Here is a 24756-nt window from a genome sequence, read left to right on the forward strand (position 1 = left end):
TGAGATGATGTTGGTGTCGACGAGATACATTAGAAGGCCACACCGCGGCTTGGCGTTTTCGAGCGCGCATCGACCGCGTCGGCGAGTTCGTCGTCCCACGCCGGGCCGCCAAGCAGATCGTCGACCAGGGTCGGCCGCCCGGCCCGCAGCGTATCGTAGTCGTGGGCCGACAGCACGATGGCGGTGCGCTCGCCGCGCACCGTGACCACCTGTGGCCCTTCGTGCCGCGCCTTCTGGACCACCTTCGAGAACTGGTTCTTGGCGTCCTGCAGCTGCCACTCCATGCGTTTGCTCCAAACTAGCTAGACTGTCTAGCCTTATATAGTGCTTTGCCGACGGGCGAAAGCACCAAAAATTCCGCTGATCGAGGGTGGTTTTTCCCGATTCACCGGACGCCTCTCTATAATGGCAACAACGAACGATAATGCAACATTATCGGACGTTTTATCTTGCCGACAATATGTGCGGTTTTATGCGTTATCGCTGGCCTAAACCGCGCGCTTGATTTATGCTCCGTCGCATGGATTCGCTCACATCCGCCACCACAAGCACCTCGCTCTGGTCACCCCGCCTGCCAGCCTGGGCGCTCCCGCGCGGCCGCGACATCAGCGAAGCCGACGCCGCCTTCACTGCCGGTATCAGCTTGAAATTGCTTGACGATCTGATCCGCTCCGATCCGCCCTGGCTCGGTTGCTGGCGCGATCGCATCGCCCTCAAATCTGCCGCCGTCGTCGCGAAAATGGTCGGTCGCAACGAAGACGAACACGCGTTGCGTGACGCGCTTTTACTCACCGCCGCTGGCGATGATCCCGGGCCAGGTGGAAATCTGTTTTTGGCCGCACGAATGATGACCCGCCGATCCGGGACAATCACCACACCGTTCATCAAGGAGTTCGCTGGGTTATTGGGGATCCGCTGGGATGAGGGCCTTGCCTCGATCACGGATATCGTCGATTCTGCCACCCAGTCCGGGCGAGCAGCCCCCTTCGCGGTGGCCGACCTGATCACAGCCATCTCGGCGGTTCGTCCGGACGCCGAGGTTTTGGCGCTCGGCTTGGCGGATGTCGTGCTGGCGCAAAAACTGAAATGGCCGAAACCCATGCCGCTACTGTTGCCCGAACGTTTTGGGCCCGCCTTCCGCACGATCGGCGGGAGAGGCCGCGTGCGGCCCGGCGAGCTGGCTTATCCAAAAGCCATCTGCCTGGCATTGGTAGATGGTGTCGACGCCGCGTTGCGGTCCGCCGTCGACATCGATAGACGCGCCACGCGGCTGCTGGCCGTTGCTCCGAAAGTACGAACCAAAGGCGCCGAGCCGGTGATCCGCAGATTGCTTACCGAAGACGCTGTGCCGGCGTCGGCGCCAGGCAGCACCCTTTCGCGCTGGGCGGCCAACCGGCTGTTCGAGCGGCTCGAAAGTTCTGAGGCGGTACGAGAGCTCTCCGGCCGCTCCGCCTTCCGAATTTTTGGATTGTGATCATGGCCGGATCTCCTGCACTCAAACCATCTCGTCGAAAGGCAAACGCCGCAGACGAACTTCTTTATGATCGTGAACTGGATCAGTTCCCGGCGGAGATGCGCTGGCGGGAATGGATGATGCGGGTGGAGGCGGTGATCTTTGCTTCGGCCGAGCCCGTCAGCCGAGAGACGCTGGCGCGTGTGGTAGGAAAAGATTGCAGCATCGATCTGCTGATCGACGATCTCATCGAGGAGCTTCGGGATCGACCCTATGAATTGGTGTCGGTCGCCGGCGGCTGGCAGCATCGAACCCGACCGCGGTTCGCCGAGACGATCCGCGCTTCGTCGGCGCCGACGCGGGGAGGTGCGGCACCACTGTCGGAATTCGAGGCGATGGTGCTGATGGCGGTGGGATATTTCCAGCCGGTTACCCGCGGTGAACTGTCGAAGATTTTTGGCAAGGAGGTCAGTCGCGACGCCATCGGCAATTTGCGGGGGGCGGGCTTTATCGGCTCCGGGCCGCGCAGCCCGACGCCAGGGGCGCCGTACACCTATGTAACTACGCCGCACTTCCTCTCGGCCTTCGGCATGGAGACGCTACGCGACCTGCCGAACATCGAAGCGCTCGAGGACGCGGGCCTGCTGAGCCGACAGGCAGTTCAATACGAAATCGCCGCCTCGGACGGCGGCGAAAGCGAGACGGACGAAGAACCGTCCTTGATCGAGTGATGCCGGCCATCTCCAGCCGCCTTGTCATTGACAGTGGACTGACGAACATCGCCGTCGAGGCCAGCGCGACCGACTGGCCGAGCTTCATCGGGAGCAGAAGCAACTGATCGAACAACGCGCTGTCGGAATCGGCGGCCGCGGTACTGCCGAGGGCATCCTGGAAAGGCCGCATTACCGCCTCGGCAGCATCTTGAACGTCCGTGCTGCTGACCGGCTCAATACCGGGAATGGCTGCCGGGATCGGTTCACCAAGCTTCAGGTCTGACATAGTCGCGTCCTTTCGCGGTTGACGATCCTAAGTGCTGCAGCGCACAAAGTCCCGTCCATCTGGAAACACGGCGGTCCATTCGCCGTCAGAGGGTACCTATTACTCCAGGTCAAGCGACTGCTTGAGTTCGTCGATGCGTTTCGAGGCTTCGGCCTTTGTCAGATCTTCCGCATAGACGTCGGGCTGATGCGCCTGTTCCGACAGGGTCTTCAGATAGGAGCGCTGCGCGCCGGTCATCGGCTCGTCACCGCTGACCCAGTCGTCCGGGTCCTTCTGCGTATTGGACGAGGTATCGGTTTTCGGGTTGTCATTCATAACGATCTCCTGAATTTGTTCTGCAAACGTTCTTGGCCGGTTGATGGTTCCGGTGTCTGCTCGATCCGCGCACGGAACTCGGCTGTCGGCCCTTCGTTTCGCTCGTGCATTTGCACGCCGAGGAGCAGACGATTGCCGATCATTGCCACCGCCGCCTGGTCCATCCCGAAAAAGGTGGCGGACCGGTTTGCGCAGAAAGGAAGTGGCCTCACCCGCTACGCGTCGGTCTTCGACGGCGTTGAGATCAATTCGACCTTCTACCGCCGTCACAAGACGTCCACCTTCGCACGGTGGGCGGAGTCCGTCCCGGACAGCTTTCGGTTTGCGGTGAAGATTCCTAAGGAGATCAGCCACAGCCGCGCGATGAAAGACATCGCCGAGCCGTTCGAGACCTTTCTTGAAGATATCGCGCCGCTTGGAGAAAAACGCGGACCGCTGCTTTGCCAGCTGCCACCGTCGCTCGCGTTCGAAGCCGACGTGCTCGAAACCGCGTTCAAGACGATACGGAATGCCGTTGACGGGGCGATCGTCATTGAGGTGCGGCACAAGAGCTGGGCGTCGGCCGAGGCACTGGATCTGCTGAAGAGATACGCGATCGATCGGGTTCTTGCCGATCCGGCGCCGGTATGGCCAGCGAAAGAATTCAACACACCGCCGAAATATGTGCGTCTGCACGGCAAGCCAAAAATCTACTACTCGAGCTATACCGACGAGGAGATCAGGTCGTTCTCGAAACGGTCAGCACCGGATGGGTGGTGCGTTTTCGACAATACCGCCTCGGGCGCCGCGATCGAAAACGCTCTGACCATGCTTGATATGCGCTGAACTTGTCCCCTTTTCTCCGCTAGCTGATATCGAAGCAGAATCGAGGCGGTTTGTTCGGCGAAACGGATGGAGCACCAGAGCGCTCCACCCTTTCTGATCAGGCGGCTTCCCAAACCTGGTTCAAGATCTTTGCCGCGAGTGCTGCCTTGTCCTGCGGAAGGAATCGGCCGTAATGCTGCTGCACCACATCGGGCGTGTCCTGGATTGCGTAGCTTGCCTGCTCGTAGGATCCGGTCTGCTTCAGAATGTGCGTCGCGAGAATATCCCGCAAGTTATGCGGACCATGCGGCAGCAGGCCCTTGATCGCGCCGCGACCGGTATAGGGATTATAGATACCGTACCGCTGAATGATCGTCCTCCATGCTTCATAAAACTTTGTCGAGTCATAAGCCGCATCGTGGCTCGTTGTCTTCACGGTCTTGACGAAGAACGTGCCGGGGTCCTTGGCGCTGCCGAGCAACACACCGCGATGCCGGTCGATATAGGCCTCCAGGTATTTGTAGAGGTCAAGCAAGTCCGGCAGGATCAGCCGGAACGGCTTTTGCCCGAAGAAGGACGAGCCGGAATTCTTGAAGGCCACCAATGGGATCAGCACCTCCCAGCCACGCTCGCGATCGCTCCACCGCAACTCACCGCACTTCATGTCTTCCAACCTACGCTCGGACGTCGGAAAATGACCGCGCGGGCAGACGCGAAGCTGGCGGAGGTTCTTCTGCCGAAGCCCCAGATGCAATCCGAGCCGAAGCATCAGGAAGGACCGGACGGCTTCCGCGGCCGGTCGCGGATAACGATCTTCATCCGGCATCCGTTTCAGGATCTCGTCGGTGATCTTGCGATACTCCGCCAGCGGACTGTCGGCTTCCAGGATCACCATGATCGGCTCAAACGGATCGCGATGGATACGCATGACCCGTTGAACCTCCTTGGAGCGGTTGGCGGCATGCCGGTGAAACGCATCGCAAGCGCCGTGCCAGTCCCGGGCGGCGAATTCGATCTCTTCGGGCGCGATGAGGCCTTCGATCGGCCTGACATTTTTCAGAAGCTCGGGGTGCTGGCGGATCCAGCCCACCTCTGCCCGGGTAAGAGCCTGGGCCACTATCAGCATGTCCTCTTCCCACTTGGTGTAGAAGCCGCGTCGCCGCTCGCGCCATTGCAGATACCAGTCCCACACGCCCGGGAAGATCAGCAGGCCGAAGGTCAACTGGCTGAGCGGAACACCGCGACCTTTGACGATGCCCGCAGGCGAGGCGGCGAGCGCGCCAAACATCAGTCCGAGATGCTCGATCTTCTGCGAGGCCGTTTCTTCGCCCCAGACGCCATTGCGCTGGAAACCGATCGCCGTCAGCGTCGAGGTCTTGAAGCGGATCAGGTCCGCCATTTCCATTGCGAGCCGCGGCGGCGCGTCGACAACGCCAGACAGCAGGTCCGGATCTTCGAATGGAACGTCCGCGCTGCTGTTCGTGCCAGTGGTGAGAAAGGGAGATCGCGGAGACAGAGAACCTGCACCATAGGTGACACCCGGAAAGCGGATGGCATACCGTTGCTTGCTCGCCGCCGCCTGATAGCGACGATAATCGGTCGAGCCGGAAATGATGATCCGACGCACCCAGTCCAGGATCTCCTCTCGCTTGAAGAATAGCAGGCTGCTAAAATCGTCCGGCAGATGCCAGGCCAGCCTTCGCCGGTCGGCGGGGCTGATGTCGCCGAGATCATGACCGTGAAGCGATCGCGATTGGTGCGGCAGCTTCTCCTTGAAATAGCCCTGTCGCAGCTGGTACCGTCGCTCAATACGCGACAGGATATCGAAGCTAGCAATGGATCTCGGCACCCGTTCACCCTGGATCCACGACAACAGGGTCTTGTCGTCGAAGGTCTCACCGAGGCGGACGACGGCACGGTAGAGCTGCCAATAACTGTCGCCGAACCGGCGCATATGGTAGACTAGCGCGTCGCGGAAGGTTTCCGGATCGTCCGTCGCCTCGAACAGCGGTTCCGGAAACTCCTGTATCGGTTTTGGCTCTGGGCCTCTCTGTGCTGAAGCGGATTGGAAGGCAGCTCCGTCACTTCTCATTCGTTGCGGCTTGCGCGTGGATGATGTGGTCGACGCTGGCGCGCCCATACCGGGCTTGACCGCTTTGCTTTTCGGCTTTGATGGTCTGTCTTCCAAAGCTGCCGGCGCACCGAGCCAGCGGATGATGGCGTCGAGGCCGGGGCGGAGCTGCTTTTTCAGCTCGGGTGTCAAGTCAGCTTCGATCCCGCAGGCATCCGAAATGGCTGTCCAGTTGATGCGGCCATTCAGCAAAGGCGGTGACTTGCGATAAATGATTAGGCTGACGAGGTAGGGCTTGATATTCTCCAGGACCCGCGTGGATGTGGCTGGTGCAATGCGCACATCACAGAATTCGATGATTTTCCGTTGAAACTGACGTGAGGCAATATCTTGCTTTGGCATGCTAAAATTCCTTTTTCGGCCCAATGCCGAGGGCGAGCCGAAATAGAAGCTCTCGTTTAACAAAGGATGTAACGTCCAGGGCGAACAGGTAGGCAGTGACGGACGTCGCAGCGGCCCAGTGAAGCATCCACAAGCACAGGGCTAGCCTTCTAACGGAGCGACACGCCTCACTGGAAATATTGTTAGCTTCGTGCTACATAAAGGGAACTTCTGTAGCGCGAAAGTCCCATATGCCTACTCCACATCAACCACCGGCAGCCGTCCGGCGAGCCTTGCGGAAGCTTGGCGCGGATATCCAGGACGCTCGTCGCCGACGTAAGCTGCCAATGGCGGTGGTGGCAGAGCGCGCCTTTACCTCGCGTTCGACCCTACAAAGGATCGAGGCGGGCGACACGACTGTCAGTATCGGAATCTATGCGGGCGTCCTCCAGGCATTAGGGCTGCTCGACAGGCTGACCCAGGTTGCTGACATCAGCAACGACAGTGTCGGCCAGGCGCTTGCCAGTGCCGATCTGCCGAAGCGCATTCGTCTTAAGCCCGCGTCGGGATCGTCTCGCGATGGCTGACTTCGAAGTTCATATAGACCTTGCTGGAGACACCCGCAGAATTGGACTGGCGAGGAGCAATCGCATCCGCGGCTCAGAGACCATACTGTTCGAGTATGACGATGCCTGGCTGAAAGATCCTGATCGCTTCTCGCTGGAACCCGCGCTCGCATTGACCCGCGGGGCATTCGCTCCTCCGGCGGGATTGGCAACGTTCGGGTCGATCGGCGACTCTGCTCCCGACACCTGGGGGCGGCGGCTCATGCAGCGCGCCGAGCGTCGCAGCGCCGAACGCGAGGCGCGAGCTGTTCGCACCCTCGCCGAAAGCGATTACCTGCTGGGGGTTGCCGACGAAACCCGCCTCGGCGCGCTTCGGTTCCGATGGGTCGGCGAGGAGGTCTTCCAGGCTCCCATCCAGACCGGTGTCCCTGCCGTCATCGAGCTTGGTCGGCTTCTGCAGATCACCGAGCGCATTCTGCGCGATGAAGAGACAGACGAAGACCTCCAGCTCATTTTCGCTCCCGGTTCGTCATTGGGTGGCGCGCGGCCCAAGGCATCTGTCATCGATCAGCATGGCCATCTATCCATCGCAAAGTTTCCGAAAGAGACCGACGAATACAGCACGGAGACCTGGGAGGAGATCGCCCTCCGGCTCGCTGGTCAGGCCGGCATTTCCACCCCGCGCCACGAATTGATCGAAGTAGCCGGCAAAGCCGTCATGTTGTCTCGACGCTTTGATCGCAACGGCGCCATCCGCATTCCGTTTCTGTCAGCAATGGCGATGATGGGCGTTAGGGATGGTGAGCGCGGCAGTTATCCTGAAATTGTCGACGCGCTCGCCGAGCACGGAGCGCAGGGAAAGACGGATGCGCACGCTCTCTATCGTCGTGTGGTGTTCAACGTGTTGACCTCCAACGTCGACGATCATCTGCGCAATCACGGATTCCTGTGGCTGGGAAAGGCGGGTTGGTTATTGTCGCCGGCCTACGATCTCAACCCCGTTCCGACCGATCTCAAAGCTCGGGTGCTGACCACCAATATCGATCTCGATGAAGGCACCTGCTCGCTCGATCTCCTGCAGGCCGCATCGGGATATTTTGCGCTCACGCTGGCTCAGGCACGCGTCATTATCAAAGAGGTTGCAACCGTAACGGCAACGTGGCGGGAGACCGCCAAAACGGCAGGCGCGAGGACTAGCGAAATCAATCGCATGGCCAGCGCCTTCGAGCATGACGACCTGAAGCGAGCGCTTGCTCTATAGTTGTTCGGTAAATTCAGCGAATAGGCGCGCACAATGAGCTTTCTTTAAGTCTACTTCAACGCGTCTATTTTGGAGGGAATATTCGGCACCATCGGGAAAGTTGAAACTTATTTTATTGATGAGACCGAGGAAGACGAAGAGCTGAATGCAACGATCATGCTACGGCTGGGCGCCTCTAAAATCCTTGATTATCTGGAGGGCGTGACTGACATCGTTCTCGACGTAAGCTCGCTGCCTCGGATTGCTTACCTTACTATTATGCTGTCCATCTTGGCACGCATTATTCCTGCGACGGGCGATCAGGATCTGCTGACGCACGGTGGGGTGACGTTTCAAGTTCTCGTCGGCGAAGATCCAGAACTGGACAGCGAAATTGCCGCCCAAGACCCGAGCAACGACCTTGTCCTGATCCCTGGCTACTCAGAGGTCTTCCAATCCGAAACGCTGCGCGATATGCCAATGGTCTGGTTCCCGATTTTAGGGGAGAACCGGCTCGCCCAAGTGCTGAAAGTGGAAAGCAATATCCCCGACTGGGCGGAAATTTGTCCTATTCTCCCGCACCCCTCAAAAGACCCGCGTCGAGGTGACAAACTTCTTACAGAGTATGACAGCACGCTTTTCGCCAAACGACAGACACCTTTAAGCAACATCATATATGCGCATGAGGGCCACCCATTCGAGGTCTACCGACAGCTGCTTGAAGCAATGCTGCGCTTCCGGAAGACCTTATCTGTGATCGGAGGAAGCCGCCTCGTCATAACTCCGCTTGCTAGCAAGCTCATAACCGTTGGAAGTGCCCTTGCCTGTTTTGAAATGAAGATGCGCTCCGTCGACAGCAGCTCCGGGGTCGCGATCCCTTATGCCGAGCCAAAGCGGTACGTTGCGGACGTTGATGCGTTGCGATCTTCGAAGCCAGAATTATCGGTTCTAGTCTTAACGGGGGACCCCTACTTGGTTTGATTCGTGGTCGAGGAAGATCACCGAGGGGTTTCTTTGTCTCCAACCACTCTCGCCGGTAAATTGGATTTATCGGCCTTACCCGAAATGCAAACACAAGTCGATAGTCCGGGTAAGATGCGTTCTGCTCCTACGACCGTTGGGTTAGGGCCTAGGCGAGGGCAAAAATTACTCTGCTCGGGAGATCGAGGGGGAGAAGGATAAACCTTGTCAGATGTCGGGTTTTTGCATATATATGTTGTCGGGTTTTTGTAACAACGAGGTTGACCGTGAGCCAGCCGAAGACATTGAAAAAGCGAATTGAAAATCGAGTCGCCAGGACCAAGAAGACCGACGTCTTCCTGCCTCGCGATTTTGCCGATCTGAGCGGCGAGGATCAGGTTCTTCGCGCTTTGCGGTCGCTTGTCAAGGACGGCAGCCTGATGCGCCTCGGCTATGGCGTCTATGCCCGCGCGATGCGGTCGCGGATATCGGGCCGGCCGATTATTTCGAGCTCGAACGGTTTCCATAGTGCAGCACTTCAGGCCCTTACCAAGCTTGGCGTGGCCTGGGAGCAGAGCGACAGCATCAAGGCTTATAACGAAGGCCGCTCGACGCAGATCCCGGTCAATCCGACGGTCAAGGTCAAGACGCGTTTCAACCGGCGACTTTCCGACGGTCGCACGGAGCTTCGCGTTGAAAGGTAAGCCCGATCGTCAGACACTTCTCGAAGTGCAGGAGTATTTTGGACTTCCGTCAGCAGCGTTGGTCGAGAAGGACTGGTTTGTCGTTCAAGCGCTTGCAGCGATTCACGACGTCGAGGTCGATGGTCTCACTCTGGCGTTCGGCGGTGGGACCGCGCTCGGCCGCGCTTACCGCCTGCTCGAGCGAATGTCGGAAGACATTGACCTCCGCATAATCGGCGAAAAATCCACCTCGCGAAGCGTCCTGAAGCGTCTTCGGGGCGAGGTGAACGACCGGCTGGCCGAGGCCGGTTTCGTTGTCGACGGCAAATATGAGGTGAAGCAAAACGACAAATACGTCCGATACGATCTGCCTTATGAGCCGATTGCGAAAGGCGAAGGCGTCCTGCGTCCGGAGATCAAGATCGAACTCTCGTCGTTTCCGGTCGCGACAGCGCCGGAAAGACGCTCGGTGTCGTCGTTCGTAGCGGAGGCAAAGAAGGAGAAGCCGGAAGCCATCGATGTCAAGTGTGTGAGGCTGGTGGAAACCGCCGCAGACAAGTTCGTCGCTCTAGCGCGTCGGGCGGGCTTTGCCTTTCGGGCCTTGGCGCCCTCGACCACACGCTCGTGCGGCATGTCTACGATCTATCGCGGATGGATGGTCAGTACGATCCTGATGTAGCGGTCACGATCGCACTCGAGATCATGAAGGCGGAAGCCGCGACACGCGCGGGCGACTATCCTGCTTACAAGGATGATCCCAGGGCCGAGACACTCCGGACGTACGAGGTCATGGCCAGCCATACGGAGTTCGCAGCGGGCTATTCGAAATTGCTCGGTGACCTTGTCTACGGCGAGAGGCGGGATTTCAAAGCGGCCTTCGAGGCGACGCAGCGGTTCGCTGACCGACTTCGCAAGGCCTGACTTGATGACCGGAGTGCTGTAGGAAATTTTGATACAATTTCCTACAGCTTATCGAAGCCTCAGGCGCGGGTTTGCCGCTCAATTCCTATCAAGAGGAGTGACGAGATCCGCTTGTCGCTTGCAACCCACGGCCGCTAGGTCTCTTGTTCGAACGGCGAACTTTCCAAGATCTAACGGCGGGATGTAAGCGGGTAGGCCATCCCACGTAGCGCGGCATGGAAAGATCGCTCATTTTCGGCATGACTCATGCGGAGAATACTATGAGCGACAGTGTGAATCATGCTCGTTCCTTCGAGGTTTTGACGGCGACGCCGGTACGGACGAGGCGTAAGCCACGAGATTGGCCGGATGCAGAGAAGGCTCGGCTGATTGCGCGGACGATGCAGCCGGGGGCGAATATATCAGCGATCGCTCGCGCTGAGGGGCTTGATCCCTCGCAGCTTTACGGCTGGCGTCGCAAGGCATTGGCGTCGGGATCGGTTGTGCCCCTTTCGAAAGGGGCGCATGAACAGGTTCGTTTCGCACGCGTCGAAGCTGTTGCCAGTTCGCCGGTGGAGATCGTTATAGGTGACGTCGTTGTGCGCGTTGCCGGGGATATTGAGCCGGATTATCTTGGCAAGATCCTCAGGGCGGTGCGTCAAGCATGATCGCATCTGGGGTTGTCGTTTACGTCTCGTGCCAACCGGTCGACTTCCGCAAGGGGGCGGCCTCGTTGATGGCATTGGTCAGAGATGGCGGCCTTGATCCGTTCAATAGCGCCCTTTACGTGTTCCGTTCCAAGCGGAAGGACCGTGTGCGGATCGTGTGGTGGGATGGCAGCGGGGTCTGTCTTTATTCGAAAGTTATCGAAGGAAACGGCTTTTGCTGGCCTGCAGCGACGGCGGCGCGCATCCGTCTGGATCATGCCCAGCTCATGGCGCTTGTGGCCGGAATGGATTGGAAGAAGATCCGTCCCGCGACGATCAGGAGGCCGCTTTCGACGGGCTGAACCCAACAAGAAAGTCGCCGCATGTTACTGTAAACGCTAGGAAAAGATCACGATTTGTGGTCTACTTCCTGCTATGACGCTCTCTGCTTCGAACCTTCCGGACGACGTTGATGCACTCAAGGCGATGATCGTCGCCATGAGTGCAGAAGGTGCTGCTGCCCGAGCGGAAATCGCCCGACTTGAGGCGCTTAAGAAAGATACCGACGAGCGGATCGCCACCCTCACAGCGATTGTGAAAGTGCTGGAGCGGGCCCAGAAAGGCACCCGCTCGGAGCGGCTGCGACTGGGGGTCAACGACGATCAAATCGACTTCGCTTTCGAGGAGGTCGAGACCGGGCTGGCGGCGATCGACAGCGAACTCACCCAATCCCGCAAAGACAAGCCGAAGCGGGAGGCTCGCCCACGCAAAGCCTTTGGCGCCCATCTCGAACGCATCGAGGAGGTAGTTGAACCTGAAATCCCTGAAGAGTGCCGAGGCCTGGAGAAGGTTCTGATTGGCGAGGACCGATCCGAGCGGCTCGATGTCATCCCACCAAAGTTCAGGGTCATCGTTACCCGCCGGCCGAAATACGCGTTCAGAGGGCGTGACGGCGTGCTGCAGGCTCTGGCACCTGCCCATATCATCGAAGCTGGCCTGCCAAGCGAACGGCTGCTGGCCTACATCGCCGTATCCAAATATGCCGACGGTCTACCCCTCTACCGTCAGCAGGCGATCTACCTGCGTGATAGCGTGGCGCTGAGCCGCTCGTTGATGGCCCAATGGATGGGCCACCTCGGCTTCGAGCTCAAGATCCTGGCCGATTACATCCTGGAGAAGATCAAGGCGGGTGAAAGGGTGTTTGCCGACGAAACGACATTGCCGACATTGGTGCCTGGTTCGGGAAAGGCAATGACGGCGTGGCTTTGGGCCTATGCACGTGATGATCGGCCGTTCGGGGGATCAGGACCACCGATGGTCGCCTATAGATTTGAAGACAGCAGAGGTGGGCGCTGTGTGGCCCGTCACCTGAGCGGCTTCAACGGCATTCTTCAGGTTGATGGGCACGGTGCCTACACAAGCATGGTCAAAGAGCAGGCCAAGGCCGGCAGCAATGAAACCATCACGTTGGCAGGGTGCTGGGCGCATGTCAGGCGCAAATTTTACGAACTGCATATCGGTGGCATCAATCAGGCTGCGACAGCCTCGGTGAAGGCGATGGCCGAGTTGTGGAAGATTGAGGATGAGATCCGCGGCAAGGATGCCAACACCCGTGCTGTCGCACGACAGGAGAGATCCGCCGCCATTGTCGCCAACCTTTTTAACATCTGGGAAAAGGAACTGGCGAAGGTCTCTGGCAAGTCCAAGACCGCGGAAGCGATCCGCTATGCAATGACCCGCCGACAATCTCTGGAACGCTTTCTCAGTGACGGCCGCATTGAGATCGACTCCAACATCGTCGAGCGTGCGATCCGTCCCCAAACGATTACGAGAAAGAATAGTCTATTTGCCGGAAGCCAAGGCGGCGGCAATACATGGGCCACAATCGCGACCCTTTTGCAGACAGCTAAAATGAACGACGTCGATCCACTCGCCTGGCTCACACAGACCTTAGTTCGCATGGCCAATGGATGGCCAGCTCAGGATATTGAGGCTCTGATGCCGTGGAACTTTAGGCCAGACGTGGCCGCCTGACCGCTTACGATCATATTGCCGAGAAAATTCTACTTTTGAACCCCGTTAATGCCCGGGAGGATTACCGGATCAAGCCCCTCAGCGCGAGCGATCGCTGATATATTCGCCCCCGGCTGCATCGTCTGCGCAATCAGCCGAGCCTTCTCTGCATCCGGCCAATCTCGTGGCTTACGCCTCGTCCGTACCGGCGTCGCCGTCAAAACCTCGAAGGAACGAGCATGATTCACACTGTCGCTCATAGTATTCTCCGCATGAGTCATGCCGAAAATGAGCGATCTTTCCATGCCGCGCTACGTGGGATGGCCTACCCGCTTACGGCGGGATAGCGTTAGCAACCTTTGGAACCGAATGTCGGATTCTAGACGCGGGCTCTTCGACGCGATATGCTTTAACGCTTTGTCGAGCCCATTTGGGATAATGGCGCCATCCTCTGCACCAACCGTTTTATCCAGTATTGATAGCAAAGCCCGGGCTTTGATCGAAACTCGCCTTGCCCAGCCACGGATCGAGAACGTCCTGCAGATGCTCCAGTAACGGGCGGATGGGACCGGCAGTCGTCCTCACAAGGTCGATATCTTCCGAATAGCGCAACGGCTTCGGGAAATGCAGCTTGTTGAGCGCAGTGCCGCCGCGGAAGCGCAGTTCATCGCGCAGAAACGGATCAGAGAAGATGGCTACAATCGCGCGGCTGATGATAAGATCCTGCTCGACTTGCCGTTGGCTTGCCCATGGCACCACACGGTTCCAAGCAGTGATGTAGTCCTGCGGTATCATTCGTCGACCGCCGGCGGCTGGCGAACGATTACACGCCAACGTTCATCGCGTTCGGATGGCGGCGGCGACAAATCTGGATCTCCCGCCTGCTTCGGATCGAGTTCGACCCATGGCAACGGCCCGCGTGCCGATAGTGCTACGAACATCGCTCCTGTAATCTGCGAGTGCCCCAGCCTTCCAAGCAGATGTCCGAGGCGTTGTGCGACCGCCTTCTCGAAAGCACCCGACAGGAAGGCAAGCTTCTCGGATTCCAATCGTTCGGCAAGCTCGGAAAGCACCGTCGCAATATTGTCCAGACCAGCCCCGGAATGCGGATAGCGTACGAGGTCGAGCGCCGTCAGTTCCGGCGAGGATAGCTTCATATATCCCGAAGGCGTCTTGCGGTCTTCGATTCCCGCCGACACCGCTCCCATATCCTTGCGGTATGAAAACACGATCCGCGTTCGCCCGACCTCAATATCGGACAGGAGTTTGTTCGTGACGACCTGAAATTCCATGGTGGCCTGGTGGGAGGCGCCATGGGCGGCGGCGGCCGTCAGCAATCCCACATAGTAGGGTCGCTTTTCGTGGCGCATCAGGGCGTCGATATACCACTCCGGCGGTGGTGCTCCCATGATGGCGTGCTGAGGCGGCACAACCACATAGAAGCCGCGACGGGGCCGGATAAGCTGACCGCGCCGCTGCAAACGCTCGGCGGCGTCAAGGAATGCGCCGCGGCTGATGCCGATCTCCTGCTGGGCTTCATCCGCAGAAAAAACTCCCCGGCCCGCAGCAAGTAGCCCAGAAGCGTAGGAAGACAGTGTGGGTCGCCCGATTTGCATCATATCTCATTATCCGCTTTAACGCGGAAAACTCAATATGATACCCAAATTGAATCATTCTCGAAAATCCGCCCTTATTGCGGAAAATGCAATATGACTCGCTGGCGTAGTCGCCACCGATGCCGGCCGCCGGGGTAGATGACCGCCGCCATTTTCTCGAATTTTCTCACCATTCAGATCCTCAGTTAGGCCAGAAGTAGCCATTCAAATAGGCCTGCCACCCGTGGCGATTAATCAGTCTTGAACAAGCAAACCAATCAGTCCGTGCTTGGCTCTCGATCGGCAATCCTGAAGCGCAAGTTTTTGTCTCGCTTCTAAAAATTAGCACAAATAAATGCTGCTCGAGCGACAGGGTCGGCGGTCCGAATCCGTTCAAGAGCGGGCATCTCGACCGCGGTGCTATACTATATTAGAGAAAATAGTATAATGAGGATCAGAGTGGGTGGTGACTGGTATTGGAGGAGTTGAGGCGTGGCAGCAGCCAAGCTTGCTTACAGGTTGTATCTATACTAGATTTGTGAAAACGATATAGAGGCCGCCATGAGTAAGCAGATTGATCTCATGTTCCGCACCATGGTCGCCGAACTCCAGCAACGGGCATTTGATGATGATTGGGCGGAAGACTTCCCCCCATCGGGTAGATTCGTGCCGGTGGCAGTCGATGGTCCGCGTTATTGGTATTTCGACCAACCCGATGGTGAGGGTGGGCAGAGCGCCGGTACGTCGGGCCTGCCGGCGATCCCTTGATTTCGAAACGGGTCGAAACCTTCAAGGGTGAGAAGTCAGACTTTAAGGCTCGCCGCAAGTTCGTTTCCACGCTAACGCGCGAGGCCGGTTTGATTGCCGCTGATCGCTTTACCGGGGATATCGTACAGGCGCTTGCCAAGGCCGGTCTCTTCCGGTTGCGCGGTGTTCTCATCGGCACGGTCGCTTTTCAATGCTACTCGGCATATCTTGGCATCCGTCTGCCTTCGGCAGCGATCCTAACAGGTGATGCAGACCTAGCCCAGGACTTCGCGATTTCCGCCGAGGTGGCGGATTCGCTGCCGCCAAGCTTATCATTGCCAGTCGCCGCCAAAACGACGCCGGCGGCCAGGCCAAACGGGATAAAGACCTTAGACAGGCAGGAATACTATTCGACGCCCTGCCGGTCACGGGCCGTGGGCCTTCACTGGCTGACGCTCTGGAGGAGGCATGGGATCGCGGGCCTGCTTGGAAGCTGGCGATCACGGAAGGGGCCGAAACCATGCACAAGGAGTATTGGGACGCTATCAATCGAATGGTTGGCACTCTCAAGCGATAAAGATTGGGCCTCCTCGAAAAGGCGGGCTCTATGACAATGCTCATTCGCATCAGGTTGCGCTGAGCCTAAGCTTTGTCTGACTCAGCTATCCCTGCCACTTCGCAGACCTGCTTCAAAATCTTGGCGGCCAATGCCGCCTTGTCCTGCGGAAGAAAGCGACCATAGTGCTGTTGCACGACATCAGGTGTAGTTACGCGTGAGAGGCGCGCAGGTCGCAAGTTCGTATCCCATCACATTAACGGATCTGACTCTGTATAATGTGGTCTGCAGTTCAAAGAAACTCGTGACACAGCAATCGCCGTTGGGATTGACATGGCGATCCACGTCGCGGACGTTATGCGGCCCGTGCGGCAGCAAGCCCTTGATCGCGCCACGGCCAGCGGCAGATATCAAATTAGGTGCCAAATCACGAACTGCAATCTCAAATAATGTGCCCCCGGCTATATCGTTGCAATGCTTGCTTGCTGAGTCTCACGATTAACTGCAAAACGACAGGGCCTCCTGCAGCGGATTGAATGCCAATGTTGTGCTCTGGTTCTCGTTTTGTTGGGAGCTCCCAATAGCAAAGATTCTGGTCGGCTGCGGGACAGCTATTGCAGACATCCGAGACTGGGAGGGGCTTAACGGGTCTTCATGGACGAACGATGGTGGTGCTGGCAACCGCTGCTACCGGAAGGCTGATGAGGTCTCTGCTTAGAGAGCCCTTTGTTATAGATCAGTCCGATATTCGTGGGGCAGTCGGGCTGGAACGGCATGCGAAAACTTCCTTTCCAGCAGACCTTACCTCGGGATATGTCGTTGGCGACGACATATCCCTAAAACGTGCCGATGGAGTCGAAATTTATCGACATATGCCATTCTTGGCTTTGTACGAACACACCGGCGGAAGTAACCGGTCGTTTGTAAGCGTCGTGCACGAACGATCGAGCCTATTGTATTGATTTTTGCCTCCGGCGGTAATACCTTTTATAAATCTGGTATTACGAGGTGACGGAAATGACCACGACAGTCACAGCAAAAGGGCAAGTGACGATCCCCAAGGCGGTTCGAGACCTGCTTGGAATTGCTCCTGGTAGCAAGGTCGATTTCCATCGGGCTGCCGATGGCAGCGTCGTCCTGGTAAGGGCTGACAAGACGCAGCCAGCCAGCCGCTTCCAAAAACTCCGCGGCCATGCCGGGAAGGGCCTCGATACCGAGGCCATCATGGCGATGACGCGTGGCGAAGCGTGACACTCGTTGACACCAATGTCCTACTCGACCTCGTCACCAACGATCCGGCCTGGGCGGACTGGTCTGTCGCGCAGCTCGAGGCGGCCAGTCTTGCAGGACCATTGTTGATCAACGACGTGATTTATGCGGAACTCGCTGTTCGCTACGAACGCATCGAAGACTTGGATGCATTTGTCGAAGAGGCCGGCTTGGAACTAACCTCATTGCCGCGTGCGGCGTCGTTTCTCGCGGGAAAGGTATTCACACGATACCGCAGGGCCGGCGGTTCGCGCACTGGTGTATTGCCGGACTTTTTCATTGGCGCGCAGGCCGCCGTGCAGAAACTTCCGTTGCTGACGCGGGACACCGGCCGTTATCAAACCTATTTCCCGACAGTTGAGTTGATCACGCCGAATTCGTGATCAATGTGAGGTCGGGGAGGCGGCGCTGCTTCGATTATAGTCCCGCAGCCCTGATGAGATTTATCCGGAAACGATCGCGCGGGCGCTGACAAGGACGGGTCATTTCGGCGCAGACGTGGCCGAGCTGCTTTTGCACATGCCGCTCGTCGACCTCGGCCGACGAGGCGAGGCAGGCGCGCAGCGAATGCCCAGCAAATTTTAGACTCGCTCGATCTCCGGAAGATTGCCGCGCACACCGGCCGCCAGCGCCGTCTTCTTGACGAGGCGCGCCACCTCCTGATCGTTCAGCCGATCAGGCCCGACATTCTTCCCTAGCCGGTGACGCGGCGGAAGAGGGCCCTTTAGCGACCCGGGCGAACCTGATCCAGGTCTCGATGGCGATGACGGGGCAGGTGGCATCCGACGAGCCGCGCCGATTTCCACCTCGCGCCAGCCGGTTTTGCCGCTATTGGTTCTTGAAGTCGCCATGGGTGAAACGGACAGTTACGTGGCCCTGGGCGATTCGACATGAGGCGTCATGGCAGCACTGCCTATCCTCGGCAATCTGGGCGGAGCCAGCACTGTCGACTGGAAAAGGACCAGGTTGCACCACAAACTGCGCTTCGCTTGCGGAAGCAAGGAATTCCTGGCCGCGGTCCATCAGCTCATCTAAGGTGTAAACGGGGCAACGGACGACATCAGCGCCCCCGGCGCCACCTGAGAGGCCATTCCCCTGGGAAAATTCGACGGTTCCTCCGGCAAGACCCGACCCGACCCGTGTCGGGAGATGCCACAGCCCCGAGGCCGAAGAAACTGCCCGACTGCTACAATTGAAAGGCGACTGGATTTGCCACGTCAATCCGGCTGGCGAACACTACACATATTCACGAAGTCCAAAAAGGCGATAGATGCCCTATCAAATGTCACGCGAAACCGCAGCCGACCTATTTGAGACATTTGTGATGCCCGATCTGCTCGAGCATCCGGTTCGACGCGCTGCTGCCTGGCATCTTGTCAGCAAATATGACACCATGGCGCCTGACGCCCAAGCCCGTCTGAAATCGGAATTGGAAAGGTCGGCAGACCTCCGTCCGATGTTCGCTGAGGAGATCATTGAGGCCAATCCCGAGCTCATGGAGCGCTCGGAATGGAGACAGTTCGTCGGCCGTGAACTTCGCCACATGTCCGATGACCATCTGCTGTTTGCCGCAGCCGCCATGGCGCCATACGCTCACGAACTTGGTCCGGAACAGCGATCGCTGCTTATTGGCGGCTCAATAGCATATCTTGAGTCGCGCATTTCGAACCCCGCCACAGATGCAGCAAACCGGGATCCACAAGACCGGGGTATCGAGAGGACCAGCCGCGCTCTTGCGCAGATGTCGATGTACCATTCGACCAGAGACAACGATCGTCTTCAGACCCTTTTTCGTCATCCCCAGATCGGGCCGGCGCTGCAGCGCCACCAGAACGAATGGCAGCTTGAGCGGGATATGGAAGGCGAGGGAGGGAGGAGGTCGCCGACGCGCACGTCAAGTACCGAAAGGCTGGCATCGCCCTCACGGCCAGCTTCGCTTGCATCGTCCATAGGACAGGAAAATCGTGATCCCGCGCAGTACGACCACGCCATCGACGATCCGAACGCGGATATCAACATCGAGCGCCTTGTTGAACTGGGCGAGCTTTACCATGAACGCAGGGCGGATGCCTCTGACAGGCTCGCGCGCAACTATTCCGACCTGTCACGCAATCAAAAATCGCGACTGAGCGACTTGTTGCGCAGATTTAGCGAGCTGCGACCCATCTTCGCCACCAGCGTTGTGGAACACGCCCCCGGCCTCCTCCGGCAACCACAGTTCCGACAGCTCGTTGTCAACGAAATTCCCAACATGGCTTCACAGACCGAACGCGCCGAAGCGCTCACCGCAATAGAACCGCACCTGCCGCTCCTTGAGCGGCAGGAAAGACGGTTGGTCATCGACCAAAGCTTGTCCTATCTTGAGGATGCCGCGCCGCGAGGCATATCCGACGATATCCAAATCCATGGCTACGATGTCTGCCGCGTCGTTGCCGCCACGCAAGAATTTCACGAGCAGCACGACACAATCCGGGTCGAGCGGCTGCTGGGGGCAAATGACTCCATCGGCGGTATGCTGCAGGAAAGCATCGAGACATGGGATTGGTACCAGAACCATGAACGGAGCCCTGCGAACAACAATGTGATTGCGACGGGTGTGAGCAGCACGTTGCCGCAATTGTCGCCTCTCAGCAGTGAAGCCGCACAGACGATCCACTTTCCGGAGGAGAACCCTCGACGAGTCTCACAGGTCTATGCGGAAATGGCAGATGTCGCAGATAGAACTGCCCGCTTGCAGCAAGCGACATCGTCCCGCTCCGGCAGCCGGCCGCCCTCGCTGTCCGGCGGTGAAGCCGGACGGATTGCATCGCGCTCTCCAGTGGGCTCCGAAGGTTCGCGCAGCCCAGCCGGCGGGAGCGACAGCATTCCCCGAAGTTTGCAGGCCCGGACCCGTGATCGTGGCAGAGGGGGACGGTCCGACTAGGCCTCCTCGAAGAATTGCCCGCTCCGACCTTGGCCGTAGATGAAAAGGCTGCGGTATGTCTCCGGCACATTGGCCCACCCTCGCTACCACGCGAAGGTTCGATGAGCGATTCGGTGCATTTCCTTCAGGACAATCTCGACCGTCACCCTGTCGCCCGAGTCGTGCTCGTCCGCTGCGCGCAGCAGATTTATAAGGTTCGCGACGGTATTGAACGCCCGCACATTCATTGGTTGCCTTAGCCACGGTGGTGAAACCGCCTTGGGCATGTTCAACATGAGTGGGATCAGCGTTTCGAAGTCCCACGAGAGCACGGCGAAAGGCGAATCCATGCTCGACGTGTTTGCCTGTGGTGGTAAGTTGAGGTGCTTTTCGGCGGACGCGGATCTGTCGTTTTGCAGCGCGTGAACGGCCCACAGCATCGTCAGTGTGTCAGCGTCGTCTGTCTCGCTTAGCATTCTGAGCAGGTGTGGTAGCGCCATTGCTGGGTCTATATGTTCGCCCTGACCTGTTCCCCGCGCCATACCTTGCCCCGTTGGATTCGTAATCCCACCAGTAGGTGAAAATAGGCATCCATTTACGCCGTCCTTGGAGGACAAGCCGTGGTGGGCTTTTGCCCCACAGCCTTCAATGGAAATATCAGAAAGCCGCCTATCTAACTGAGTGCCCGGGTTCCGTAGCTTCCTGATGTTTGGCCGACCGCGACCTAACGTGCGTTGGCTTTGATCCATTCGGGCCAGTCTATAAGACCGTGGTCCGCAACGATTTCCATGGCGTCAGGCGGCACGCGATCGCAGAACAGGATGACGTTCATGCAATTCCATCGTGCGCTTGGAACGACGAGGCCGTCGAATTCAAGAAAATGCGCGGCTTCGGCAATATCCTGCGACCGTGGGTATTCGTCACTTGCTCGGTCGTAGGACAATTGCCCGTAACGGGAGGTATCGAGGCCAAGAGCTCGCAACGCATCAAGATCCACAAGCTGAAGCGCGCGATCAACCGTCACGTCCAGCTCATGCACCCCGTATTCCACTTTCGACGCAAAGACGGGCTGCCCGCGGCCGAGATGGAAGTACATCTCCGCTATCGCTCCATCGCGCTCCTGCGAGGTATAGAGCACATCGAAGGTCCCGTCGTCCCAACGGCCGCCAGCACGCGCGCAATCGACCGGTGATCGTCCCTTACGGACCACCCGCCATACAGTGCCTTCAAACCGAACAGGTGTAAGGGCTTCGATCGCGTCGATGAGTGCATTGTCCCGGCTTCTACGCATGTGAACCATGCTTTACAGGAAAACCTCGTTATCGAGTCGGTCGATGACCTTCAGCACTTCGATGGCACGGTCCTGATGGATAAGGTCAATCGCCCGCTCGCCGTTCAGCTGCGGATGGCGGGCATAAAGCCAGGTCCGGATCTCATCCGACGAGTAATAGTCCGTCAGACGGGTCACGACATAGTGCAAATCAGAAAGGATCAGCTCATTGCGTGGCTGAGGTTTAATATCGCCCGCGCGCCAACGTGAGACGGTGGCTTTCGACACGTCCATGATATTGGCGATGTCGGTGCCCTTCAAGCCACCGGCTTCGCCGATCTCGTTAAGAAATCTTGGTACTGCTCCTTGCATGGCAATTATCGCATCTGCTGAGTGTTATCGGAATGACCTGAAATTCGTGGGCCGGACGCCGTTTTGGCACGCGGAGCACCTTTTCCGCGAGTTTCATGCATCAGTGTCAGAGTGTCGCCAAGCTTCACGACGCGGCCGTGGTGATCCGTCAGGCGTTTCGTCAAGCTCGCAGCTCCCTTCTCGTCGATACCGAACCGGGCCGCGTCCTTGGCGTTCGGCCGGAGGTCCTTGATGGTCCTGGCAATGCGTTCGGTCTCACGCAGCGGCTTTTCCAGGAAGAACTGCTCCCTATTATGATCCGGCACGGGAGTAAACACTTCCACGGCAGCAAAGGCCTGCCGGGCCGCGTGTTGGCGCGTGTCGGATAACATATTCGTCACACCATGGGAGCAGCATACGTCCTGGCACCCAAGCGCTCGTTTACCGCCGCGAGCATTGGACAAGTATTCTAATTCGTTACGCTTCAGGGATTTCGCCAGCCCGGGAATGGGAATGTAGGTCGTCTTACCGAAGCCGCTTTCCTCGTCGCGCGGTTCAGGCTCTTTATGCCAGGATCGCGCGTCGAACTGATTGCGCTCCATGATGCCGTGCGCAAGTCCGGAAGCGGCGCCGAATGCCAACGCGGCCTGGCCAAGCAAACCGTCAAGATGGTCGATGATGATCGGGCATCCGAGATTATGTATGCCTTGCAGCGACAAAAGGAATTGCCGCGTGGTCTGCGGCTTGGCTTCATGGCCGAGGCCGGAAAGACGCAGCCACAGATTGAAGAGCAGGTCGTTCAGTGCGCCTACCACCTCGCTGCGCTGTGACCCGTCGTTGATCGCGACATGCGAATGGATGACCGGGTAATCGATAGCAATATGCTTCCCACCTTCACGATCGAGTGCTGCGCGCAAGGCAAGGCAGGAAGCGCGATCGACCGACAGCCAATCCGCGTGGTCCGGGTCGGCGAGGAAATGGGTTGGGGCAAGCACTGTGTCAATATTGTGCGCCACGGCAAAACGGGCAATCTGGCCTATGATATCGGTCGATGCGTTTGCTGCAAAATGCTGAGGACCCAGCAACTCGCCCGCGACGGCCCAGGGTGCGTGGCGAACAGCACCTGCAAAGCGCGCTTTCGCGCTCAGTTCGGCGACTTGCGTATCGAGCACGATCTCCACGCCATCACGACGAAGATCTGCGATGAAGTCTCTTTGGAAAAGAAGGCGTGATGCCTCGATGACGACCCGTCGAATGGGCAGCCTTCCTGCGGCATAGAGTTCGCCAAACTTCTTATGAGCTTCGCCGATGCGGATGAAATGCGCGATCGGGCTAACTGGATTTCGGAATGCAATGACGTTGTTTCCGGCCATCGGCCTGTTCCAAATCGGTTTCACAAAGTAAAAATATGAAACACGAATCATAAAGTCAATGACATCTTCAAGTACGTCCGCGCGTGGTATCTCAAACGTCGGTACGGGATTGAACAACCGGATAAAACTGAGGGGCACGCAGGTTGTCCTAGTGGTTACCGCCTGACATAAGAGTCCGGTATGGGATTCCTTTTGCTGGGTTGGCATGCGAGTCTGGCGCATGCGCACAGGAATATCGTTCACCGTTTCGCCAACCGATTACCAACGCCTGATGGCCTTGACCAAGGATCGCGATGCGGCCCAAAAGCACGTCTGGCGGGCCGAGATCATTCTGCTGAGTGCCGATGGCGTCGGGACTGTCGAGATTATGCGCCAGACCGGCAAATCGAAGACCTGCGTATGGCGCTGGCAAGAGCGCTTCGCCACAGAAGGCGTCGAGGGTCTATTGCGCGACAAGACGCGGCCTTCGCGCATTGTGCGGCTCGGACCCGATGTCGCCGAGCGTGTGGTGGCCCTGACGCTGGCTGATCCGCGGGGCGAGACGACGCACTGGACGGCCGACATGATGGCGACGGCCGCCGGTATCAGCGCCAGCGCAGTCAGGCGTATCTGGAAAGCCCATGGCCTCGCACCTCACCGGTGGCGGCAGTTCAAATTGTCCAACGACCCGAAATTCGTCGACAAGCTGCGAGACGTCGTCGGCCTCTATGTTGATCCGCCAGCCCACGCCATCGTGTTGTCGGTCGATGAGAAAAGCCAAATCCAGGCGTTCGACCGCACCCAGCCGGGCCTGCCGATGAAGAAGGGCCGGCTCGGCACCATGACCCACGACTACAAGCGCCACGGCACAACCACGTTGTTTGCCGCCCTCAACGTGCTCGACGGCACCGTCATCGGCCGCAACATGCAGCGTCATCGTCATCAGGAGTTCATTCGATTCCTCAACGCCATTAACGCCCAGGTGCCGGACGACAAGGCTGTCCACGTCATTCTCGACAACTATGCTGCCCACAAACATCCCAAGGTGAGAGCCTGGCTCGACCGTCACCAGCGTTTCACCTTTCACTTCACTCCGACCTCATGCTCATGGCTCAACGCGGTGGAAGGTTTCTTCGCCAGGCTGTCGAAGCGGCGTCTGAAACGCGGCATTTTCCATTCCGTCGTCGATCTTCAGGCCGCCATCAACCGTTTCCTCGTTGAGCACAACAACAAGCCAAAGCCCTTCACTTGGACCGCCGATCCCGACAAAATCATCGCCGCCGTTAAACGCGGGCACCAAGCGTTAGATTCCATCCACTAGAAACGCGACCACATGTTCGACCCGGCGTCCTCAGAAGCGTAACACCAAATGGGCTGCGACAGATTTCTCTACGGACATTGGGTAACCGGATGATCCAAGCTTTCCCTTCTTCATCACGATAGCTGTATATGGAGGTATCTTTCGCAGGACGATGGATGGGGTGAGTTCGCGTGGTTGTCTTGGTACGGTCGTTTATTGCGATCAGATCGCCGATTAGATTGTTCCGCCTCATTCGGGAGTGTCAGGAATTTCGTGTACGGGCGTGCGGTTAAACATTTCGTTTTACGCCCTCGCGGCGTGGAAGCGGTCCGCGAAGAGAACGGCGAATTGGGATTTTGCCATCGCCCATTCTTTGGGTGGC

At 58.2% G+C, this 24756-nt stretch carries 28 protein-coding genes and 1 pseudogene; 18 read left to right on the plus strand and 11 right to left on the minus strand.

The features are described 5' to 3' along the window. Positions 1 to 29 precede the first annotated feature (29 nt). Entirely contained in the window at positions 30 to 284 is a 255-nt protein-coding gene (locus DMO26_RS31965; protein WP_117196324.1) for a type II toxin-antitoxin system Phd/YefM family antitoxin, read from the minus strand. A 236-nt stretch (positions 285 to 520) separates the two neighbouring features. On the opposite strand from DMO26_RS31965, the gene DMO26_RS31970 reads away from it, so the two are divergent. Beyond that, positions 521 to 1474 (plus strand): DUF1403 family protein, encoded by a 954-nt coding sequence (locus DMO26_RS31970; RefSeq protein ID WP_226951491.1) that lies wholly within the window; start codon positions 521 to 523, stop codon positions 1472 to 1474. 2 nt (positions 1475 to 1476) lie between these two features. Then, positions 1477 to 2184 (plus strand): SMC-Scp complex subunit ScpB, encoded by a 708-nt coding sequence (gene scpB, locus DMO26_RS31975; RefSeq protein ID WP_117196326.1) that lies wholly within the window; start codon positions 1477 to 1479, stop codon positions 2182 to 2184. A gap of 367 nt (positions 2185 to 2551) precedes the next feature. Here the strand turns inward: scpB and DMO26_RS31985 are convergent, their stop codons facing one another. After that, complete coding sequence (locus tag DMO26_RS31985) at positions 2552 to 2767, minus strand: DUF3072 domain-containing protein (RefSeq protein ID WP_117196327.1); 216 nt, start codon at positions 2765 to 2767, stop codon at positions 2552 to 2554. Positions 2768 to 2899: 132 nt separating this feature from the next. Between DMO26_RS31985 and DMO26_RS31990 the strand changes: the two genes are divergently transcribed. Next, the gene (locus tag DMO26_RS31990) at positions 2900 to 3592 is read left to right on the plus strand and encodes a DUF72 domain-containing protein (protein WP_117196328.1); all 693 of its coding nucleotides are present in this window, start codon (positions 2900 to 2902) and stop codon (positions 3590 to 3592) included. A gap of 97 nt (positions 3593 to 3689) precedes the next feature. On the opposite strand, the gene DMO26_RS31995 is transcribed toward DMO26_RS31990, so the two are convergent. Then, on the minus strand, positions 3690 to 6044 hold the full coding sequence (locus tag DMO26_RS31995) for a hypothetical protein (RefSeq protein WP_117196329.1): 2355 nt from the start codon (positions 6042 to 6044) through the stop codon (positions 3690 to 3692). A gap of 230 nt (positions 6045 to 6274) precedes the next feature. Here DMO26_RS31995 and DMO26_RS32000 point away from each other — a divergent pair, with 230 nt between their 5' ends. The 9 genes from DMO26_RS32000 to tnpC all read left to right on the plus strand — a co-directional run bounded on the left by DMO26_RS32000 (position 6275) and on the right by tnpC (position 13053). Then, positions 6275 to 6610, plus strand: coding sequence for a helix-turn-helix domain-containing protein (locus tag DMO26_RS32000; protein WP_117196330.1), 336 nt, complete (start codon positions 6275 to 6277; stop codon positions 6608 to 6610). Next, positions 6603 to 7850, plus strand: a complete 1248-nt coding sequence (locus DMO26_RS32005) for a type II toxin-antitoxin system HipA family toxin (protein ID WP_117196331.1) — start codon at positions 6603 to 6605, stop codon at positions 7848 to 7850. Before DMO26_RS32000 ends, DMO26_RS32005 begins: the two co-directional genes overlap by 8 nt. Before the next feature lie 69 nt (positions 7851 to 7919). Beyond that, complete coding sequence (locus DMO26_RS32010) at positions 7920 to 8810, plus strand: hypothetical protein (protein WP_117196332.1); 891 nt, start codon at positions 7920 to 7922, stop codon at positions 8808 to 8810. A gap of 266 nt (positions 8811 to 9076) precedes the next feature. After that, positions 9077 to 9493, plus strand: a complete 417-nt coding sequence (locus DMO26_RS32015) for a DUF6088 family protein (RefSeq protein WP_117196333.1) — start codon at positions 9077 to 9079, stop codon at positions 9491 to 9493. Continuing rightward, positions 9483 to 10151 carry a nucleotidyl transferase AbiEii/AbiGii toxin family protein gene (locus tag DMO26_RS32020; protein WP_226951492.1) on the plus strand — a complete coding sequence of 223 codons (669 nt, stop codon included), beginning with the start codon at positions 9483 to 9485 and terminating at the stop codon, positions 10149 to 10151. Before DMO26_RS32015 ends, DMO26_RS32020 begins: the two co-directional genes overlap by 11 nt. Next, a complete protein-coding gene (locus DMO26_RS34620; RefSeq protein ID WP_226951493.1) occupies positions 10124 to 10393 on the plus strand; it encodes a hypothetical protein in 270 nt (89 codons plus the stop codon). Before DMO26_RS32020 ends, DMO26_RS34620 begins: the two co-directional genes overlap by 28 nt. Positions 10394 to 10608: 215 nt before the next feature. Further along, complete coding sequence (locus DMO26_RS32025; protein ID WP_226951494.1) at positions 10609 to 11040, plus strand: transposase; 432 nt, start codon at positions 10609 to 10611, stop codon at positions 11038 to 11040. 68 nt (positions 11041 to 11108) lie between these two features. After that, positions 11109 to 11381 carry an IS66 family insertion sequence element accessory protein TnpB gene (gene tnpB / locus DMO26_RS32030; RefSeq protein ID WP_264319385.1) on the plus strand — a complete coding sequence of 91 codons (273 nt, stop codon included), beginning with the start codon at positions 11109 to 11111 and terminating at the stop codon, positions 11379 to 11381. A 73-nt stretch (positions 11382 to 11454) separates the two neighbouring features. Beyond that, positions 11455 to 13053: an IS66 family transposase gene (gene tnpC / locus DMO26_RS32035; protein WP_117196336.1), complete on the plus strand. Its 1599-nt coding sequence runs from the start codon at positions 11455 to 11457 to the stop codon at positions 13051 to 13053. 29 nt (positions 13054 to 13082) lie between these two features. On the opposite strand, the gene DMO26_RS32040 is transcribed toward tnpC, so the two are convergent. The 3 genes from DMO26_RS32040 to DMO26_RS32050 form a co-directional block, all read right to left on the minus strand. Further along, a complete protein-coding gene (locus tag DMO26_RS32040) occupies positions 13083 to 13337 on the minus strand; it encodes a transposase (protein WP_319025424.1) in 255 nt (84 codons plus the stop codon). Between the two features lie 160 nt (positions 13338 to 13497). Next, entirely contained in the window at positions 13498 to 13827 is a 330-nt protein-coding gene (locus tag DMO26_RS32045) for a nucleotidyl transferase AbiEii/AbiGii toxin family protein (RefSeq protein ID WP_226951495.1), read from the minus strand. Next, complete coding sequence (locus DMO26_RS32050; protein ID WP_117196338.1) at positions 13824 to 14651, minus strand: type IV toxin-antitoxin system AbiEi family antitoxin domain-containing protein; 828 nt, start codon at positions 14649 to 14651, stop codon at positions 13824 to 13826. The genes DMO26_RS32045 and DMO26_RS32050 overlap by 4 nt, the downstream gene beginning before the upstream one ends. 537 nt (positions 14652 to 15188) lie before the next feature. Between DMO26_RS32050 and DMO26_RS35205 the strand changes: the two genes are divergently transcribed. The 4 genes from DMO26_RS35205 (at position 15189) to DMO26_RS32065 (ending at position 17582) form a co-directional block, all read left to right on the plus strand. Further along, positions 15189 to 15395, plus strand: a complete 207-nt coding sequence (locus DMO26_RS35205; RefSeq protein ID WP_450088449.1) for a hypothetical protein — start codon at positions 15189 to 15191, stop codon at positions 15393 to 15395. After that, a complete protein-coding gene (locus tag DMO26_RS32055; RefSeq protein WP_450088450.1) occupies positions 15392 to 15985 on the plus strand; it encodes a GSU2403 family nucleotidyltransferase fold protein in 594 nt (197 codons plus the stop codon). Before DMO26_RS35205 ends, DMO26_RS32055 begins: the two co-directional genes overlap by 4 nt. Positions 15986 to 16947: 962 nt before the next feature. Further along, the gene (locus DMO26_RS32060; RefSeq protein WP_117196339.1) at positions 16948 to 17181 is read left to right on the plus strand and encodes an AbrB/MazE/SpoVT family DNA-binding domain-containing protein; all 234 of its coding nucleotides are present in this window, start codon (positions 16948 to 16950) and stop codon (positions 17179 to 17181) included. After that, a complete protein-coding gene (locus tag DMO26_RS32065; RefSeq protein WP_117196340.1) occupies positions 17178 to 17582 on the plus strand; it encodes a type II toxin-antitoxin system VapC family toxin in 405 nt (134 codons plus the stop codon). Before DMO26_RS32060 ends, DMO26_RS32065 begins: the two co-directional genes overlap by 4 nt. A 34-nt stretch (positions 17583 to 17616) precedes the next feature. Here the strand turns inward: DMO26_RS32065 and DMO26_RS34625 are convergent. Beyond that, positions 17617 to 18035, minus strand: a pseudogene (locus DMO26_RS34625) (integrase); the annotation flags it as partial. A gap of 488 nt (positions 18036 to 18523) precedes the next feature. Here DMO26_RS34625 and DMO26_RS32080 point away from each other — a divergent pair. After that, positions 18524 to 20122 (plus strand): hypothetical protein, encoded by a 1599-nt coding sequence (locus tag DMO26_RS32080; protein ID WP_162895165.1) that lies wholly within the window; start codon positions 18524 to 18526, stop codon positions 20120 to 20122. A gap of 83 nt (positions 20123 to 20205) precedes the next feature. Here the strand turns inward: DMO26_RS32080 and DMO26_RS32085 are convergent, their stop codons facing one another. From DMO26_RS32085 to DMO26_RS32100, 4 genes are all read right to left on the minus strand, one after another. Further along, positions 20206 to 20643, minus strand: a complete 438-nt coding sequence (locus DMO26_RS32085) for a hypothetical protein (RefSeq protein ID WP_162895166.1) — start codon at positions 20641 to 20643, stop codon at positions 20206 to 20208. Between the two features lie 182 nt (positions 20644 to 20825). Further along, positions 20826 to 21401 (minus strand): RES family NAD+ phosphorylase, encoded by a 576-nt coding sequence (locus DMO26_RS32090; RefSeq protein ID WP_117196343.1) that lies wholly within the window; start codon positions 21399 to 21401, stop codon positions 20826 to 20828. 3 nt (positions 21402 to 21404) lie between these two features. After that, entirely contained in the window at positions 21405 to 21743 is a 339-nt protein-coding gene (locus DMO26_RS32095; protein ID WP_060585355.1) for an antitoxin Xre/MbcA/ParS toxin-binding domain-containing protein, read from the minus strand. 5 nt (positions 21744 to 21748) lie between these two features. Beyond that, complete coding sequence (locus DMO26_RS32100) at positions 21749 to 23233, minus strand: hypothetical protein (RefSeq protein WP_162895167.1); 1485 nt, start codon at positions 23231 to 23233, stop codon at positions 21749 to 21751. An 82-nt stretch (positions 23234 to 23315) separates the two neighbouring features. Between DMO26_RS32100 and DMO26_RS32105 the strand changes: the two genes are divergently transcribed. Further along, the gene (locus DMO26_RS32105) at positions 23316 to 24395 is read left to right on the plus strand and encodes an IS630 family transposase (protein ID WP_117196346.1); all 1080 of its coding nucleotides are present in this window, start codon (positions 23316 to 23318) and stop codon (positions 24393 to 24395) included. Positions 24396 to 24756 lie beyond the last annotated feature (361 nt).

This window comes from Rhizobium terrae (genome assembly GCF_003425685.1).
Lineage (GTDB): Bacteria > Pseudomonadota > Alphaproteobacteria > Rhizobiales > Rhizobiaceae > Neorhizobium > Neorhizobium terrae.

Excerpts from the sequence above, each read along its gene's own strand:
- DMO26_RS31965 (WP_117196324.1), bottom strand. The coding sequence starts at position 284 with ATGGAGTGGCAGCTGCAGGACGCCAAGAACCAGTTCTCGAAGGTGGTC.
- DMO26_RS31970 (WP_226951491.1), top strand. The coding sequence starts at position 521 with ATGGATTCGCTCACATCCGCCACCACAAGCACCTCGCTCTGGTCACCC.
- scpB (WP_117196326.1), top strand. The coding sequence starts at position 1,477 with ATGGCCGGATCTCCTGCACTCAAACCATCTCGTCGAAAGGCAAACGCC.
- DMO26_RS31985 (WP_117196327.1), bottom strand. The coding sequence starts at position 2,767 with ATGAATGACAACCCGAAAACCGATACCTCGTCCAATACGCAGAAGGAC.
- DMO26_RS31995 (WP_117196329.1), bottom strand. The coding sequence starts at position 6,044 with ATGCCAAAGCAAGATATTGCCTCACGTCAGTTTCAACGGAAAATCATC.
- DMO26_RS32000 (WP_117196330.1), top strand. The coding sequence starts at position 6,275 with ATGCCTACTCCACATCAACCACCGGCAGCCGTCCGGCGAGCCTTGCGG.
- DMO26_RS32005 (WP_117196331.1), top strand. The coding sequence starts at position 6,603 with ATGGCTGACTTCGAAGTTCATATAGACCTTGCTGGAGACACCCGCAGA.
- DMO26_RS34620 (WP_226951493.1), top strand. The coding sequence starts at position 10,124 with ATGGATGGTCAGTACGATCCTGATGTAGCGGTCACGATCGCACTCGAG.
- DMO26_RS32025 (WP_226951494.1), top strand. The coding sequence starts at position 10,609 with ATGGAAAGATCGCTCATTTTCGGCATGACTCATGCGGAGAATACTATG.
- tnpB (WP_264319385.1), top strand. The coding sequence starts at position 11,109 with ATGGCATTGGTCAGAGATGGCGGCCTTGATCCGTTCAATAGCGCCCTT.
- tnpC (WP_117196336.1), top strand. The coding sequence starts at position 11,455 with ATGACGCTCTCTGCTTCGAACCTTCCGGACGACGTTGATGCACTCAAG.
- DMO26_RS32040 (WP_319025424.1), bottom strand. The coding sequence starts at position 13,337 with ATGGAAAGATCGCTCATTTTCGGCATGACTCATGCGGAGAATACTATG.
- DMO26_RS32045 (WP_226951495.1), bottom strand. The coding sequence starts at position 13,827 with ATGATACCGCAGGACTACATCACTGCTTGGAACCGTGTGGTGCCATGG.
- DMO26_RS32050 (WP_117196338.1), bottom strand. The coding sequence starts at position 14,651 with ATGATGCAAATCGGGCGACCCACACTGTCTTCCTACGCTTCTGGGCTA.
- DMO26_RS35205 (WP_450088449.1), top strand. The coding sequence starts at position 15,189 with ATGAGTAAGCAGATTGATCTCATGTTCCGCACCATGGTCGCCGAACTC.
- DMO26_RS32060 (WP_117196339.1), top strand. The coding sequence starts at position 16,948 with ATGACCACGACAGTCACAGCAAAAGGGCAAGTGACGATCCCCAAGGCG.
- DMO26_RS32080 (WP_162895165.1), top strand. The coding sequence starts at position 18,524 with ATGCCCGATCTGCTCGAGCATCCGGTTCGACGCGCTGCTGCCTGGCAT.
- DMO26_RS32085 (WP_162895166.1), bottom strand. The coding sequence starts at position 20,643 with ATGGCGCGGGGAACAGGTCAGGGCGAACATATAGACCCAGCAATGGCG.
- DMO26_RS32090 (WP_117196343.1), bottom strand. The coding sequence starts at position 21,401 with ATGGTTCACATGCGTAGAAGCCGGGACAATGCACTCATCGACGCGATC.
- DMO26_RS32095 (WP_060585355.1), bottom strand. The coding sequence starts at position 21,743 with ATGCAAGGAGCAGTACCAAGATTTCTTAACGAGATCGGCGAAGCCGGT.
- DMO26_RS32105 (WP_117196346.1), top strand. The coding sequence starts at position 23,316 with ATGCGCACAGGAATATCGTTCACCGTTTCGCCAACCGATTACCAACGC.